The 16,030-nt window shown below is 59.1% G+C and carries 13 protein-coding genes; 10 read left to right on the top strand and 3 right to left on the bottom strand.

The window, feature by feature from the left end; translation table 11 throughout:
- Positions 1-146: 146 nt before the first annotated feature.
- Complete coding sequence (gene clpA, locus PseAD21_RS28120) at positions 147-2,417, bottom strand: ATP-dependent Clp protease ATP-binding subunit ClpA (protein WP_016987404.1); 2,271 nt, start codon at positions 2,415-2,417, stop codon at positions 147-149.
- Positions 2,418-2,447: 30 nt separating this feature from the next.
- Positions 2,448-2,831: an ATP-dependent Clp protease adapter ClpS gene (clpS, locus tag PseAD21_RS28115; protein WP_011334948.1), complete on the bottom strand. Its 384-nt coding sequence runs from the start codon at positions 2,829-2,831 to the stop codon at positions 2,448-2,450.
- Between the two features lie 224 nt (positions 2,832-3,055).
- Between clpS and PseAD21_RS28110 the strand changes: the two genes are divergently transcribed.
- Complete coding sequence (locus PseAD21_RS28110) at positions 3,056-3,337, top strand: cold shock domain-containing protein (protein ID WP_102358983.1); 282 nt, start codon at positions 3,056-3,058, stop codon at positions 3,335-3,337.
- 64 nt (positions 3,338-3,401) lie between these two features.
- Here PseAD21_RS28110 and icd read toward each other — a convergent pair whose 3' ends face one another.
- Entirely contained in the window at positions 3,402-4,658 is a 1,257-nt protein-coding gene (gene icd, locus PseAD21_RS28105) for an NADP-dependent isocitrate dehydrogenase (protein ID WP_102358982.1), read from the bottom strand.
- Between the two features lie 481 nt (positions 4,659-5,139).
- Between icd and PseAD21_RS28095 the strand changes: the two genes are divergently transcribed.
- From PseAD21_RS28095 to aceA, 9 genes are all read left to right on the top strand, one after another.
- On the top strand, positions 5,140-7,365 hold the full coding sequence (locus PseAD21_RS28095) for an NADP-dependent isocitrate dehydrogenase (RefSeq protein ID WP_102358981.1): 2,226 nt from the start codon (positions 5,140-5,142) through the stop codon (positions 7,363-7,365).
- A gap of 200 nt (positions 7,366-7,565) precedes the next feature.
- Positions 7,566-8,012: an NUDIX hydrolase gene (locus PseAD21_RS28090; protein WP_102358980.1), complete on the top strand. Its 447-nt coding sequence runs from the start codon at positions 7,566-7,568 to the stop codon at positions 8,010-8,012.
- Between the two features lie 59 nt (positions 8,013-8,071).
- A complete protein-coding gene (gene mnmA, locus PseAD21_RS28085; protein WP_102358979.1) occupies positions 8,072-9,196 on the top strand; it encodes a tRNA 2-thiouridine(34) synthase MnmA in 1,125 nt (374 codons plus the stop codon).
- A complete protein-coding gene (gene hflD / locus PseAD21_RS28080; RefSeq protein WP_025108999.1) occupies positions 9,193-9,816 on the top strand; it encodes a high frequency lysogenization protein HflD in 624 nt (207 codons plus the stop codon). Before mnmA ends, hflD begins: the two co-directional genes overlap by 4 nt.
- A 128-nt stretch (positions 9,817-9,944) precedes the next feature.
- Positions 9,945-11,315, top strand: coding sequence for an adenylosuccinate lyase (gene purB, locus PseAD21_RS28075; protein ID WP_016987412.1), 1,371 nt, complete (start codon positions 9,945-9,947; stop codon positions 11,313-11,315).
- 86 nt (positions 11,316-11,401) lie between these two features.
- Complete coding sequence (locus tag PseAD21_RS28070; RefSeq protein WP_102358978.1) at positions 11,402-12,571, top strand: cupin domain-containing protein; 1,170 nt, start codon at positions 11,402-11,404, stop codon at positions 12,569-12,571.
- Positions 12,564-12,989 carry a GNAT family N-acetyltransferase gene (locus PseAD21_RS28065; protein WP_102358977.1) on the top strand — a complete coding sequence of 142 codons (426 nt, stop codon included), beginning with the start codon at positions 12,564-12,566 and terminating at the stop codon, positions 12,987-12,989. The genes PseAD21_RS28070 and PseAD21_RS28065 overlap by 8 nt, the downstream gene beginning before the upstream one ends.
- Positions 12,990-13,232: 243 nt before the next feature.
- Positions 13,233-13,970, top strand: a complete 738-nt coding sequence (locus tag PseAD21_RS28060) for a secretin N-terminal domain-containing protein (RefSeq protein WP_102358976.1) — start codon at positions 13,233-13,235, stop codon at positions 13,968-13,970.
- 473 nt (positions 13,971-14,443) lie between these two features.
- Entirely contained in the window at positions 14,444-15,769 is a 1,326-nt protein-coding gene (gene aceA, locus PseAD21_RS28055) for an isocitrate lyase (protein ID WP_093434273.1), read from the top strand.
- The last annotated feature ends 261 nt before the right edge of the window (positions 15,770-16,030 follow it).

Genomic DNA, 16,030 nt, shown 5'->3' with positions numbered 1-16,030 from the left:
AAATTTCAGGGGATTTTACCGAAGACCTTGAAAGGGATGGCCGTAAGGGCGGAACCCCAAGAAGCCGTTACCGCAGCAACGGATATTCACACCAAACAAACGGACAATAAAAAGGCGCCCGAAGGCGCCTTTTCACTTACCAGCCGTCAGGCCATCTCAGCCGTAGTCTCGAAGTCAAACGTCAACTCACCATCCTTGATGTCGATGTGAACCACACCGCCATGCTCGGCCAGCTCGCCAAACAGAATCTCCTCCGCCAACGGACGCTTGATCTTGTCCTGGATCAGACGCGCCATCGGACGTGCGCCCATGGCCGAATCGTAACCACCGGCCGCCAGCCAACTGCGCGCCGCGTCGGTAACCTCCAGCAACACACGCTTGTCCTCCAGTTGCGCCTGCAGTTCGGTAAGGAATTTGTCCACCACACTTTTGATGACCTCATGACTGAGGCGACCAAACTGGATAATGGTGTCCAGACGGTTACGGAACTCCGGCGTGAAGCTCTTCTTGATCACTTCCATCGCATCAGACGAGTGATCCTGATGGGTGAAACCGATCGAAGCCCGCGCAGCCGTTTCGGCACCGGCGTTAGTGGTCATGATCACGATCACATTGCGGAAGTCCGCCTTGCGCCCGTTGTTGTCGGTGAGCGTACCGTGGTCCATCACCTGCAGCAGCAGGTTGAAGACTTCCGGATGCGCCTTCTCGATTTCATCGAGCAGCAATACGCAGTGCGGCTGCTTGGTGATCGCTTCGGTCAACAGACCGCCCTGATCGAACCCGACATAGCCTGGAGGCGCACCGATCAGACGCGACACGGTGTGACGCTCCATGTACTCGGACATGTCGAAGCGCACCAGCTCAATGCCCAGCGCCTTGGCCAGTTGCCGCGCGGCCTCGGTTTTACCGACACCGGTCGGGCCTGCGAACAGGAACGAACCGACTGGCTTGTCAGGCGACTTGAGGCCGGCACGGGACAGTTTGATCGCAGTCGACAGCGAATCAATCGCCGCGTCCTGACCAAACACCGTCAGTTTCAGGTCACGTTCCAGGTTGCGCAGCAGTTCTTTATCGGAACTGGTGACGTGCTTAGGTGGAATCCGCGCGATTTTCGCCACGATGTCTTCAACCTGCGGCACTTCAATACGCTTCACGCGTTTTTCGACCGGTTGCAGACGCTGATAAGCACCCGCCTCGTCGATCACGTCGATGGCCTTGTCCGGCATGTGCCGGTCATTGATATAGCGCGACGCCAGTTCAGCCGCGGCGCGCAACGACTCATCGCTGTATTCGATGTTGTGGTGCTGCTCGAAACGCCCTTTCAGGCCACGCAGGATGCCGATGGTGTCTTCCACCGACGGCTCGACGACATCGACCTTCTGGAAGCGCCGCGCCAGAGCACGGTCCTTCTCGAAGATGCCGCGAAATTCCTGGAACGTGGTGGAGCCGATGCAGCGGATGTCGCCAGACGACAGCAGTGGCTTGAGCAGGTTCGAGGCATCCATCACGCCACCGGACGCAGCGCCCGCACCAATGATGGTGTGGATCTCGTCGATGAACAGGATCGCCTGCGGACGTTTTTTCAGTTCATTGAGCAGCGCCTTGAAGCGCTTCTCGAAATCACCGCGATACTTGGTGCCCGCGAGCAGAGCGCCAAGGTCGAGCGAGTAAACAACGCTGTTGGCCAGCAGATCCGGCACCTGATTGTCGACAATACGCTTGGCCAGGCCTTCGGCAATTGCGGTTTTACCCACGCCTGCCTCGCCCACCAGCAGCGGATTGTTCTTGCGCCGACGCGCGAGAATCTGCGCGACACGCTCGACCTCCGATTCGCGGCCGACCAGTGGGTCGATGCGACCCTGGCGCGCGAGTTCGTTGAGGTTGCTGGCATAAGCATCCAGAGGATTGCCTGAAGAAGAAGACTCACCGCCCTCGTCGTCCTGCATATCTTGTTCACCTTCAGAGTGATCGCCATGCCCCGGCACTTTGGAAATGCCATGAGCGATGTAGTTGACGACATCGATACGCGCAACGCTCTGCTGCTTCAGCAGGAACACTGCCTGACTCTCTTGCTCACTGAAGATTGCAACCAGCACATTGGCGCCGGTTACTTCGCGTTTACCCGAGCTCTGTACGTGGAAAACAGCACGTTGCAGTACACGCTGGAAGCCCAGGGTTGGCTGGGTTTCGCGATCTTCGTCATGAACGGGGATCAATGGCGTGGTGGAGTCGATGAACTCCTGCAGGTCATGCTTGAGTTTGTCGAGGTTTGCGCCGCAGGCACGCAAAACGGTGGCGGCAGCCTCATTGTCCAATAGGGCCAGCAAAAGGTGTTCGACGGTCATGAATTCATGACGTTTCGAACGAGCCTCCTTGAAGGCTAGATTGAGGGTGACTTCGAGCTCGCGGTTTAACATAGCTTCACCTCATACCCAAGTGGTCGGCGATTAACCGTCCTTCTCGATTTCACAGAGTAGCGGATGCTGGCTTTCCCTGGCGTACTGGTTGACCTGCATGGCCTTTGTCTCGGCGATGTCGCGGGTAAACACTCCACATACTGCCCGTCCTTCTGTGTGGACGGCCAGCATGACCTTGGTCGCCAGCTCGCGATTCAGGTTAAAAAACACCTCGAGCACTTCGACGACGAAATCCATCGGTGTGTAGTCATCGTTGAACAAAACCACCTTGTACATCGGCGGCGCCTGTAACGCAGGCTTTGCTTCCTGAACAGCAACGCCTGCCGAATCGTCGTCGTGCTCCTGTGGAAGATCCTTTTGGAGAAGCGGGCGATCCTGATTGAATGTTAGTCGAATCTGGCTGATTGCATGCATGGAAAGAAAGGTTCGTCAGTTGTGCAAATACAGTGGTGGGGGCGGTTGTGCACCTTTTCAACTCCGACTGCCCGGTCACCTTGACTATCGGGAAAACGGTGTTACAACCAATAGAGCCCACAGTGGGTAAAAAAGATCCGCGGAGTCAATTCTTTTAACGGATTAGATTGCGGATGAATTGGATGATACTCCAGCGATGGAGTCTGTTGCAGAGGGATTTGAGCATGGCTGTCGGCAAGGTGAAATGGTTCAACAATGCCAAGGGATTCGGCTTTATCAATACCGACGCCCGCGAAGGCCGCGATGAGGATGGCAACGACATCGATTTCTTTGCGCACTACTCCGCCATTGAAATGGACGGGTATAAAACCCTCAAGGCCGGACAGGCCGTGAACTTCGACATTGTGCAAGGCCCCAAAGGCCTGCATGCCGTGAAGATCACAGCTGCGGCGACTGCCAGCGAGCCGACCGCGCATACGCCCCATACCGAAAAAGTGTCGAGCTGACGCAATCGCGCTCACTCAGCCATGAAAAAACCGCCCGAAGGCGGTTTTTTTGTACCTGTATTGCCTACATGTGCGAAATCAGCGCATCGCCAAAGCCCGAAGACGACACCAGTTTGGCCCCATCCATCAGACGTTCGAAGTCATAGGTCACGGTCTTGGCGCCAATGGCGCCGTTGGTGCCCTTGATGATCAGATCCGCCGCTTCGGTCCAGCCCATGTGACGCAGCATCATTTCTGCCGAGAGAATCAGCGACCCCGGGTTGACCTGGTCCTTGCCGGCGTACTTCGGCGCGGTACCGTGGGTGGCTTCGAACATCGCCACGGTGTCGGACAGGTTGGCGCCCGGCGCGATACCGATACCGCCCACTTCCGCCGCCAGAGCGTCGGAGAGGTAGTCGCCGTTGAGGTTGAGGGTCGCGATCACATCGTATTCGGCCGGGCGCAGCAGGATCTGCTGGAGCATGGCGTCGGCGATGGCATCTTTCACGATGACGTTCTTGCCGGTTTTCGGGTTCTTGAACTGCATCCACGGGCCGCCGTCGAGCAGGGTCGCGCCGAATTCTTCGGCCGCCACTTCGTAGGCCCACTCTTTGAAGGCACCTTCGGTGAACTTCATGATGTTGCCTTTATGCACGATGGTCAGCGAATCGCGGTCGTTGTCGACCACATATTGCAGGGCCTTGCGCGCCAGACGTTTGGTGCCTTCCAGCGAAACCGGCTTGACGCCGATACCGCAGTTTTCGTCGAAACGGATCTTGGTGACGCCCATTTCTTCTTTAAGGAATTTGATGACCTTGGTGGCTTCCGGCGAACCGGCCTTCCACTCGATACCCGCGTAGATGTCCTCGGAGTTCTCGCGAAAGATGGTCATGTCGACGTCGCCAGGCTTTTTCACCGGGCTAGGCACGCCTTCGAACCAGCGCACCGGGCGCAGGCAGACGTACAGGTCGAGTTGCTGGCGCAGGGCCACGTTCAGCGAACGGATGCCGCCACCGACCGGCGTGGTCAGCGGGCCTTTGATGGAAACCACGTAATCCTTGACTGCGTCCAGGGTTTCCTGAGGCAGCCAGGTGTCCTGGTCGTAAACCTGAGTGGCTTTTTCGCCGGCATAGACTTCCATCCAGGAAATCTTGCGCTTGCCGCCGTAGGCCTTCTGAACAGCAGCATCGACAACCTTGATCATCACCGGGCTGATGTCGACACCAATGCCGTCACCTTCGATGAAGGGGATGATCGGGTTATCAGGAACATTGAGAGAATGGTCTGCATTGACGGTGATTTTGTCGCCGACGGCTGGAACCTGAATCTTCTTGTAACCCATGCTGAACTCCATTGTTTGGATTGAACATCTGGCTTGGTTCGAGCGTAACCCAGTTAAATCAACACGCAAACCCTCTGTTCACGGCGCGGGCACATCTGGTTTCGTACAAGCCTGAAAGCAAAGGGAAAAGCGCCAAACTCAAGCATTCGCGACGACTCTACGCCCCACCCCGCCCTGCGACCTTTAGACCAATGGACGAGAATCGTTGCATATGAACCATCGGCAGATTGCCAGCTACCTATGTATAATGCCGCCCGCTGACCACAGGGTCACGACGGCTGGCCTCTCTAGCACGAGACTTTCCGCCTGATTGGTCGGGTTGTTACCGCAGTCCGACTGCTTGACGCTCTACTGATGCACCCAACATCACCGCGAAGAATCTCGACATTCGGTTCATGGATGACTTTGAACGAACGCGCTTACCCGGCGCCCCTCGAGTTTCTGCGCACGCTTTAGCAAAGAAGAGAGAGTTAATCCGAATATGCCCACCCGCTCGAAGATCATCTATACCTTCACCGACGAAGCTCCAGCCCTCGCCACCTATTCCCTGCTGCCGATCATCGAGGCTTACACCGCCTCGGCCGATATCGCCGTGGAAACCCGCGATATCTCTCTTGCAGCACGCATCCTGGCCAGCTTCCCCGAGCAACTGGGCGACAAAGCCGTAGCCGACCACCTCGCCGAACTGGGTGACCTGGCCGTTACGCCTGAAGCCAACATCATCAAGCTGCCGAACATCAGTGCTTCGGTGCCTCAGCTGCAAGCGGCGATCAAAGAGCTGCAAGCCCAGGGTTACAACCTGCCGGACTACCCGGAAACCGTGACCAGCGATGCCGACAAAGACGCCAAGGCGCGTTACGACAAGGTCAAGGGCAGCGCCGTGAACCCGGTTCTGCGCGAAGGCAACTCCGACCGCCGCGCTCCGCTGTCGGTCAAGAACTACGCACGCAAGCACCCGCACAAAATGGGCGCCTGGGCCAAGGACTCCAAGTCCCACGTCGCTCACATGAGCACCGGCGATTTCTACGGCAGCGAAAAAGCTGCCCTGATCGACGCCGCTGACGCTGTGAAGATCGAGCTGATCGCCAAAGACGGCACCGCCACTGTCCTGAAAGAAAAAACCACCGTTCAGGCCGGCGAGATCCTCGACTGCGCGGTGATGAGCAAAAACGCCCTGCGTGCATTCATCGCCGCTGAAATCGAAAGCGCCAAGGCGCAAGGCGTGCTGCTGTCGGTTCACTTGAAAGCGACAATGATGAAGGTCTCCGACCCGATCATGTTCGGCCAGATCGTTGCCGAGTTCTATAAAGACGCCCTGACCAAGCACGCTGACGTGCTGGCCGAGATCGGCTTCAACCTGAACAACGGCATCGGCGATCTGTACGCGCGCATCAAGGCCCTGCCGGCCGAGCAGCAAGCGCAGATCGAAGCCGACATGGCAGCGGTCTACGCCGCGCGCCCGTCGCTGGCGATGGTCAACTCCGACAAGGGCATCACCAACCTGCACGTACCGAGCGACGTTATCGTCGACGCCTCGATGCCAGCGATGATCCGTGACTCCGGCAAAATGTGGGGCACCGACGGTCAGCTGCACGACACCAAGGCGGTGATCCCGGATCGTTGCTACGCAACCATCTACCAGGCCGTGATCGAAGATTGCAAAGCCAATGGCGCTTTCGACCCGACCACCATGGGCAGCGTGCCAAACGTTGGCCTGATGGCGAAGAAAGCCGAAGAGTACGGCTCGCACGACAAGACCTTCCAGATCAAGGCTGAGGGCGTGGTTCGCGTCACCGACAGCAAGGGCAACCTGCTGATGGAACAGGCTGTTGAAGCCGGCGACATCTTCCGCATGTGCCAGACCAAAGACGCGCCGATCCAGGACTGGGTCAAACTGGCCGTCAACCGCGCTCGCGCAAGCGCAACTCCAGCGATCTTCTGGCTGGACCCGATGCGCGCTCACGATGGCGTAGTGATCGAGAAGGTTCAGGCTTACCTGAAGGATCACGACACCAGCGGTCTGGACATCCAGATCATGGCGCCGGTCGACGCAATGAAGTACACCCTGCAGCGCACCCGCGAAGGCAAGGACACCATCTCGGTGACCGGCAACGTACTGCGCGACTACCTGACCGACCTGTTCCCGATCATGGAACTGGGCACCAGCGCCAAAATGCTGTCGATCGTGCCGCTGATGAACGGCGGCGGCCTGTTCGAAACCGGCGCTGGCGGTTCGGCTCCGAAGCACGTGCAGCAACTGGTTGAAGAGAACTTCCTGCGCTGGGATTCGCTGGGCGAATTCCTTGCGCTGGCAGCATCCCTTGAGCACCTGGGCGTGAACTACAACAACCCGAAAGCGCTGGTGCTGTCGAAAACTCTGGATCAAGCCACTGGCCAGTTCCTCGACAACAACAAGTCGCCATCGCGCAAAGTCGGCAACATCGACAACCGCGGCAGCCACTTCTACCTGGCAATGTACTGGGCTCAGGCCCTGGCCGCCCAGACTGAAGACGCTGCACTGCAAGCGCAGTTCGCAACCCTGGCCAAAACCCTGACCGAGAACGAGGCAACCATCGTTGCCGAACTCAACGCTGTTCAGGGCAAGCCAGTGGACATCGGCGGTTACTACCACGCCAATGCCGAGCTGATCAGCAAGGCCATGCGCCCAAGCGCAACCTTCAACGCAGCGGTTGCTGCGCTGGTTTAAGGTTGTAAAGGGAACATCACAAACCCCGGCCTCGTGCCGGGGTTTGTGTTTTCAGAGTTCACACCAATCCCTTGTAGGAGTGAGCCTGCTCGCGATAGCGGTATACCATTCAACAATTATGGTGACTGACATTGCGCTATCGCGAGCAGGCTCACTCCTACATTGGATTGCATTTCAACCCCAGACTTGAGGAAGGTTTTATGGAATGGCTCCCCCACATCACTGTCGCCACCATCGTCGAGGACAACGGTCGCTTCCTGATGGTTGAAGAACACAAGGCCGGGCGTAACGTGCTCAACCAGCCCGCCGGCCATCTCGACCCGGACGAAACCCTGATCGATGCAGCCGTGCGCGAAACCCTCGAAGAAACCGGCTGGGACGTCGAACCCACCGGCGTCATCGGCATTTACCTGTACACCGCACCAAGCAACGGCGTGACCTACCAGCGTGTGTGTTTCAGCGCCAAAGCCGTCAAACACCACCCCGATTATCAACTCGACGACGGTATCGTCGGCGCCAAGTGGCTGACCCGCGACGAATTAATCGCCCAGCGCGACAACTGGCGCAGCGAGCTGATCATTCGCTGCATCGACGATTATCTGGCCGGTCATCACTTCAGTCTCGAACTGATCCGCCCTTCTCTTTAGCCTTGAGGCCGTGAGCCTGATAGAATCGCGTCCTTTTTCAAGACACTCATTGAATCCCTATGCGTGATCCAGCCCCTTCTGACACATCCAAGAAGCGCGTCATTGTCGGCATGTCCGGCGGCGTGGACTCTTCCGTTTCCGCCCTCCTGCTGATCGAGCAGGGTTACGAGGTGGAAGGCCTGTTCATGAAGAACTGGGAAGAAGACGACGGAACGGAATACTGCACCGCCATGGACGACCTGGCGGATGCTCAGGCTGTGTGCGACAAAATCGGTATCAAGCTGCACACCGCCAACTTCGCGGCAGAATACTGGGACAACGTGTTCGAGCACTTCCTGGCCGAATACAAGGCCGGGCGCACGCCGAACCCGGACATCCTCTGTAACCGCGAAATCAAGTTCAAGGCGTTTCTCGACTACGCCATGATGCTCGGCGCGGATCTGATCGCCACTGGCCATTACGTGCGTCGCCGCGACATCGATGGCCGTACTGAGCTGCTCAAAGGCCTCGACCCGAACAAGGATCAGAGCTACTTCCTGCACGCCGTCGGCGGCGAACAGATTGCCAAGACCCTGTTCCCGGTCGGCGAACTGGAAAAGCCTGAAGTACGCGCGATCGCCGAGAAATACGAACTGGCGACCGCCAAGAAGAAGGATTCCACCGGGATCTGCTTCATCGGCGAGCGCCGCTTCAGCGACTTCCTCAAGCAGTACCTGCCGGCGCAACCGGGCGAGATCAAGACCACCGAAGGCGAAGTCATCGGCCGTCACCACGGTTTGATGTACCACACCATCGGTCAGCGCCAAGGCCTTGGCATCGGCGGCTTGAAAGACGCCGGCGATGAGCCGTGGTACGTGCTGCGCAAGGATCTGGACACCAACGAGCTGATCGTCGGCCAGGGCAACAACCATCCGTGGCTGTTCTCCGGCGCCCTGCTCGCTTCGGAAATCTATTGGGTCAACCCGATCGACCTGAGCCAGCCGCTGCGCCTGACCGCCAAAGTGCGTTATCGCCAGAGCGATCAGACCTGCATCCTGGAAAAAACCGCCAGCGGCTACCGCGCCGTGTTCGACGAACCGCAGCGCGCGGTGACCCCGGGCCAGTCCGTGGTGTTCTACGACGGTGAAATCTGCCTCGGCGGCGGCGTGATCGAAGTCGCCGAGCCGTGGAGCGGCCAGGCATGAGCCCGACTCAGGAACAACTGACGGCGCTGGGCGGCGTGTTTCTCGCGGCCGTACTGGTCGACCGGATCGCCAAGACCGGCCAGACCAGCGAAGCCGGCCTGAGCTGCATGCTCGGCAGCCTGCTGGTGCGCGACCCGAAGGACACACTGGACGTGTACGGCGGCGACGATATCAATCTGCGCGAAGGTTATCGCGCCTTGATCGGCGCACTGGAGCGCGACCCGAGCACCCTGCAGCGTGAGCCGCTGCGCTACGCCCTGTCGATGCTCGGCCTCGAGCGTCAACTGGCCAAGCGTAACGACATGCTCGACACCATCGGCAAGCGCCTGCCGCAGATCCAGTCACAGGTCGAACACTTCGGCCCGGCTCACGAAAACGTGGTCGCCGCCTGTGGCGCGCTGTACCAGGACACCCTGAGCACCCTGCGCCAACGCATTCAAGTGCATGGCGACATGCGCAACCTGCAGCAACCGAGCAACGCCTCGAAGATCCGTGCCCTGCTGCTGGCCGGGATCCGCTCGGCACGCCTGTGGCGACAGCTCGGCGGCCACCGCTGGCAGTTGGTGATCAGCCGGCGCAAGCTGCTCAAAGAGCTGTATCCGTTGATGCGCAGCGAGTAAATCGTCGCGCAATAAAAGTTTTTGTAGTCTGTAACGCGTAATACGCCGGTCAGTTGGCGACGGACCGGCGGATTTTTTCATGTATGATACGCGCCCCATTTCGTTGCCCGACTGTCCGAGAACACCCCATGCAGCTCTCTTCGCTCACTGCGGTTTCCCCTGTTGACGGCCGCTACGCCGGCAAAACCCAGGCCCTGCGCCCGATTTTCAGCGAGTACGGCCTGATCCGTGCCCGCGTTCTGGTTGAAGTGCGCTGGCTCCAGCGCCTGGCCGCCCACGCCGGCATCCCGGAAGTGCCAGCCTTCTCCGCCGAGGCCAACGCCGTTCTCAATGAACTGGCTGAAAACTTCTCGCTGGAGCACGCCGAGCGCGTCAAAGAGATCGAGCGCACCACCAACCACGACGTCAAGGCGATCGAATACCTGCTCAAGGAGCAGGCGGCCAAGCTGCCGGAGCTGGCCAAGGTCAGCGAATTCATCCACTTTGCCTGCACCAGCGAAGACATCAACAACCTGTCCCACGCCCTGATGCTGCGCGAAGGCCGTGACGACGTGATGCTGCCGCTGATGCGCCAGACCGCCAACGCCATCCGCGAACTGGCGATCCGCTTCGCCGACGTGCCAATGCTGTCGCGCACCCACGGTCAGCCGGCCTCGCCGACCACTTTGGGTAAAGAACTGGCGAACGTGGTTTACCGTCTCGAGCGTCAGATCGCTCAAGTCGCTGCCGTGCCGCTGCTGGGCAAGATCAATGGCGCCGTGGGCAACTACAACGCGCACCTGTCGGCCTACCCGCAGATCGACTGGGAAGCCAACGCCCGCGCCTTCATCGAAGACGAGCTGGGCCTGGGCTTCAACCCGTACACCACGCAGATCGAACCGCACGACTACATCGCCGAGCTGTTCGACGCGATTGCGCGCTTCAACACCATCCTGATCGACTTCGACCGTGACATCTGGGGCTACATCTCCCTGGGTTACTTCAAGCAGCGCACCATCGCCGGCGAAATCGGTTCGTCGACCATGCCGCACAAGGTCAACCCGATCGACTTCGAAAACTCCGAAGGCAACCTGGGCATCGCCAACGCACTGTTCCAGCACCTGGCGAGCAAACTGCCGATTTCCCGCTGGCAGCGTGACCTGACCGACTCCACCGTCCTGCGTAACCTCGGTGTCGGCTTCGCCCACAGCGTGATCGCCTACGAAGCCAGCCTCAAAGGCATCAGCAAACTGGAGCTCAACGAGCAGAAGATTGCTGCTGACCTGGACGCATGCTGGGAAGTATTGGCCGAGCCGATCCAGACCGTAATGCGCCGCTACAACATCGAAAACCCGTACGAAAAACTCAAAGAACTGACTCGCGGCAAGGGCATCAGCCCAGAAGCGCTGCAGACTTTCATCGACGGTCTGGACATGCCAGCGCAAGCGAAAGCCGAGCTGAAACAGCTGACCCCGGCCAACTACATCGGTAACGCTGTAGCACAAGCCAAACGCATCTGATCGACCGCTTGACCCGCTTGAGACGCCCGGCCGCGCCGGGCGTTTTTATTCCCGTCTGAAAAATGCTTTTTTTCAATAGGTTACACATGAATCCTGATACTCCTCTTCAACTTCTGGGCGGTCTCACGGCGCGCGAATTCATGCGCGATTACTGGCAGAAAAAGCCGCTGCTGATCCGTCAGGCCATTCCTGACTTCGAAAGCCCGATCGACGCCGACGAACTGGCAGGCCTGGCTCTGGAAGAAGAGGTCGAGTCGCGCCTGGTGATCGAGCACGGCGAGCGTCCGTGGGAGCTGCGTCGCGGCCCGTTCGCCGAAGACGAATTCAGCAAACTGCCGGAAAAAGAGTGGACCTTGCTCGTTCAGGCCGTTGATCAATTCGTGCCGGAAGTCAGCGAGCTGCTGGAAAACTTCCGCTTCCTGCCGAGCTGGCGGGTCGACGACGTGATGATCAGTTTCGCAGCCCCAGGTGGCAGCGTCGGTCCGCACTTCGACAACTACGACGTGTTCCTGCTGCAAGGCCACGGCAAGCGCAACTGGAAAATCGGCCAGATGTGCGACTCCGAGAGCCCGCTGCTGCAACACGCGGACCTGCGCATCCTCGCCGAATTCCACGAGACCGAAGAGTGGGTTCTGGAACCGGGCGACATGCTCTACCTGCCGCCGCGCCTGGCCCACTGCGGCGTAGCCGTGGACGACTGCATGACCTACTCGGTCGGCTTCCGCGCACCAAGCGCTTCCGAAGTGCTGACTCACTTCACCGATTTCCTCAGCCAGTTTCTGACTGACGAAGAGCGCTACACCGATGCCGACGCCAAGCCAGCCGTCGATCCGCATCAGATTCAGCACGATGCGCTGGACCGCCTGAAAAGCCTGCTCGCCGAACACATGAGCGATGAGCGCTTGCTGCTGACCTGGTTCGGCCAGTACATGACCGAGCCGCGCTACCCGGAACTGGTGGTCGGTCCGGAAGACGTCGAAGAAGACGACTTCCTTGTCGCTCTGCAGGACGGCGCCGTACTGATCCGCAACCCGAGCGCGCGCCTGGCGTGGTCGGAAGTCGATGACGACCTGCTGCTGTTCGCCAGCGGCCAGAGCCGTTACCTGCCGGGCAAACTGCGTGAGCTGCTGAAGCTGATCTGCGCCGCCGACGCGCTGCACGTCGATAACCTCGGCGAGTGGCTGAACGACGAAGACGGTCGCGGCCTGCTGTGCGAGCTGGTCAAACAAGGCAGCCTGGGATTCGCCGATGAATAAGATTCGCGTACGTGTCGCAGACTGGCAGAAGGACAACGCCGAGATCCGGCGCATTCGTGAAACGGTGTTCATTGCCGAACAATCGGTGCCACCTGAGTTGGAATGGGATGCGGATGACGCGACCGCCGTGCATTTTCTGGCGTTCGAAGGCGACTTTCCAATAGGCACCGCGCGCCTGTTGCCCGACGGGCATATTGGCCGGGTGTCGGTACTGAAGGACTGGCGCGGGCTGAAGGTTGGCGATGCGCTGATGCAAGCAGTCATCGCCGAAGCCGAAGCCCGCAGTCTGAAGCAGCAGATGCTCAGCGCGCAGGTACAGGCCACGGCGTTCTATGAGCGCCTGGGCTTCAGCCTGGTCAGCGAGGAATTCCTCGAAGCCGGGATTCCGCATGTCGACATGGTTCGCCATTCGGCCTGAGACCGCGGCGCGGCTTTCGCGAGCAGGCTCGCTCCCACAAGGGATCTCTATTTGGCGCAAAATTGGTGTCCACTAGAGATCCAATGTGGGAGCGAGCCTGCTCGCGAAGAGTCCCTCGAGAACACCACAAAACGCCCCGACATCAACCGATGCCGGGGCGTTTTGCTGTCTACGATTCAACTTGCCCCACCCCGGGCCGACAAACTGGCAATATCAAGCCTTTCGAAAGCGGAGATAACGGACATGTCCCTACGCACCCTGCTCACCACCCTGCTGCTCGCATGCAGTTTTTCGGTGATGGCAGCCACTGAAATCGTGCCCCTCAAGTACCGCACCAGCGCCGACATGCTGCCGATGGCGCAGGACTTTCTCGGCAAGGACGGTCAGGTCAGCGCCTACGGCAATCAACTGATCGTCAAGGCCGAGCCGGACAAGATCCAGGAACTCAAGGCCCTGATCACCCAGCTCGACACCGCGCCCAAACGCCTGCTGATCACCGTCGACACCAACGAGAACAACCAGCAGAACACCGGCGACCAACAGACCCGAATCATCAACTACAGCACCGCCAGCCGTGACGGCGGTATCCAGCAGGTTCAGGCCAGCGAAGGGGCACCGGCGCTGATTCAGGTCGGCCAGAGCGTGCCGATCACCAGCAGCCAGACCAATTCCTACGGTGATTACAGCAGCCAGACCCAATACCGCAACGTCACCCAGGGCTTCTACGTCACTGCCAGCGTCACCGGCGACATCGTTCACCTGGCGATCAGCACCAATCGTGACCGCATGAGTCAGGAACGTCCCGATGTAGTGAACGTGCAAAGCACCGACACAACTGTCAGCGGACGCCTCGGCGAATGGATCACCCTCGCCGGCATAAACCGCGAAACCCAGGCCGACAAACAGAGCCAGACCCGCAGCTACTCGACTCAAGGCCGGGATGACATGACTTTACGGGTGAAAGTCGACACGCTGGACTAAAGCACCGAAAACTGACTGATTAGTCGTATTAGACGAAAGATGTAGTGCTTTAAAAAAAGCACTACAAAACGTTTGACGAGGCAAAAAAGCGAAGGCATGATGGCCTCGCTCCCGCTAATCAGAGGCCCTGGCAAGGGCCTTCGAAGCGATGTTCGCACCTACCCCGCGAACCGCTTCGTGTCTGTACCGCCCACAAGGTGTGTTTGACGAGGTTGCCGACTGGAACGAAGTTGTCCCGAGGGACGGAAGCGTAATTAGGTAACCCGGCTTCACGCTGTAGTTCGTATAAAGGCCCACGACGCCCGAATGCGCCCACAGTCCGCCACTACCTGCTCACTTCCCCTCGAGCCCATCGTTCACCCCGTCGCCTACCCCGCCGAATCCGACTTGACCACCTAAGCTTCTGGTCAGCGAGCGCAGGAATTTTCCACCGCAGAACAACTTTTCATAAAGACGCGACGAGGTTTATCTCCATGGCACTGACACGCGAACAGCAAATTGCAGCCCTTGAAAAAGACTGGGCTGAAAACCCGCGCTGGAAAGGCGTGACTCGCACTTACTCCGCTGCTGACGTCGTCCGTCTGCGTGGCTCGGTTCAACCTGAGCACACCTTTGCGAAAATGGGCGCCGAGAAGCTGTGGAACCTGGTGACCCAGGGTGCCAAGCCGTCCTTCCGCCCAGAGAAAGATTTCGTCAACTGCATGGGCGCCCTGACCGGCGGCCAGGCTGTTCAACAGGTCAAGGCCGGTATCCAGGCGATCTACCTGTCGGGCTGGCAGGTTGCTGCGGACAACAACTCCGCAGAATCGATGTACCCGGACCAGTCGCTGTACCCGGTGGACTCGGTGCCAACCGTGGTCAAGCGCATCAACAACTCGTTCCGTCGTGCTGACCAGATCCAGTGGAAAGCCGGCAAGAACCCGGGCGACGATGGCTACATCGACTACTTCGCGCCAATCGTGGCCGACGCTGAAGCCGGTTTCGGCGGCGTCCTGAACGCCTACGAGTTGATGAAGAGCATGATCGAAGCAGGCGCCGCCGGCGTTCACTTCGAAGACCAACTGGCTTCCGTGAAAAAATGCGGCCACATGGGCGGCAAAGTACTGGTTCCAACCCAGGAAGCCGTACAGAAGCTGACCGCTGCTCGTCTGGCTGCTGACGTTGCCGGTACCCCGACCATCATTCTGGCCCGTACCGACGCCAACGCGGCTGACCTGCTGACCTCCGATTGCGACCCGTACGACCAGCCGTTCGTGACTGGCGAGCGCACTCAGGAAGGTTTCTACAAGGTTCGTGCAGGCCTCGATCAAGCCATCGCTCGTGGCCTGGCTTACGCGCCATACGCCGACCTGATCTGGTGCGAAACTGCCAAGCCGGATCTGGACGAGGCTCGTCGCTTCGCTGAAGCGATCAAAAAGGAATACCCGGACCAACTGCTGTCGTACAACTGCTCGCCTTCCTTCAACTGGAAGAAAAACCTGGACGACGCGACCATCGCCAAGTTCCAGCGTGAACTGTCCGCCATGGGCTACAAGCACCAGTTCATCACCCTGGCCGGCATTCACAACATGTGGCACAGCATGTTCAACCTGGCGCACGACTACGCCCGCAACGACATGACTGCCTACGTGAAGCTGCAAGAGCAGGAGTTCGCTGACGCCGCCAAGGGCTACACCTTCGTGGCCCACCAGCAGGAAGTGGGCACCGGCTACTTCGACGACATGACCACTGTGATTCAGGGTGGCTCGTCTTCGGTAACCGCACTGACCGGTTCGACCGAAGAAGAACAGTTCCACTGATTCGGCTTCGCTGAGCAGACGGCCTTTACGGATCGTATAGAAAGCTAACCGCAGAGCCGCAAAACTGACGCCCCGACTGGTTCGGGGCGTTTTTTTGCCCGAGAAAATCTCCCAGATACCACCTATCCCTTGTGGGAGCGAGCCTGCTCGCGAAAGCGTTGTGCCAGCTTGCACATGTGGTGACTGACCCACCGCATTCGCGAGCAGGCTCGCTTGTATGGTAGGACTTGAAGGGAGGAGGAGGGACAAGGCTCGATTCTG

The organism is Pseudomonas sp. AD21, assembly GCF_002878485.1.
Lineage (GTDB): Bacteria > Pseudomonadota > Gammaproteobacteria > Pseudomonadales > Pseudomonadaceae > Aquipseudomonas.
The sequence above is the reverse complement of the archived record's forward strand: the minus strand, read 5'-3'. Positions and strand labels throughout refer to the sequence as shown.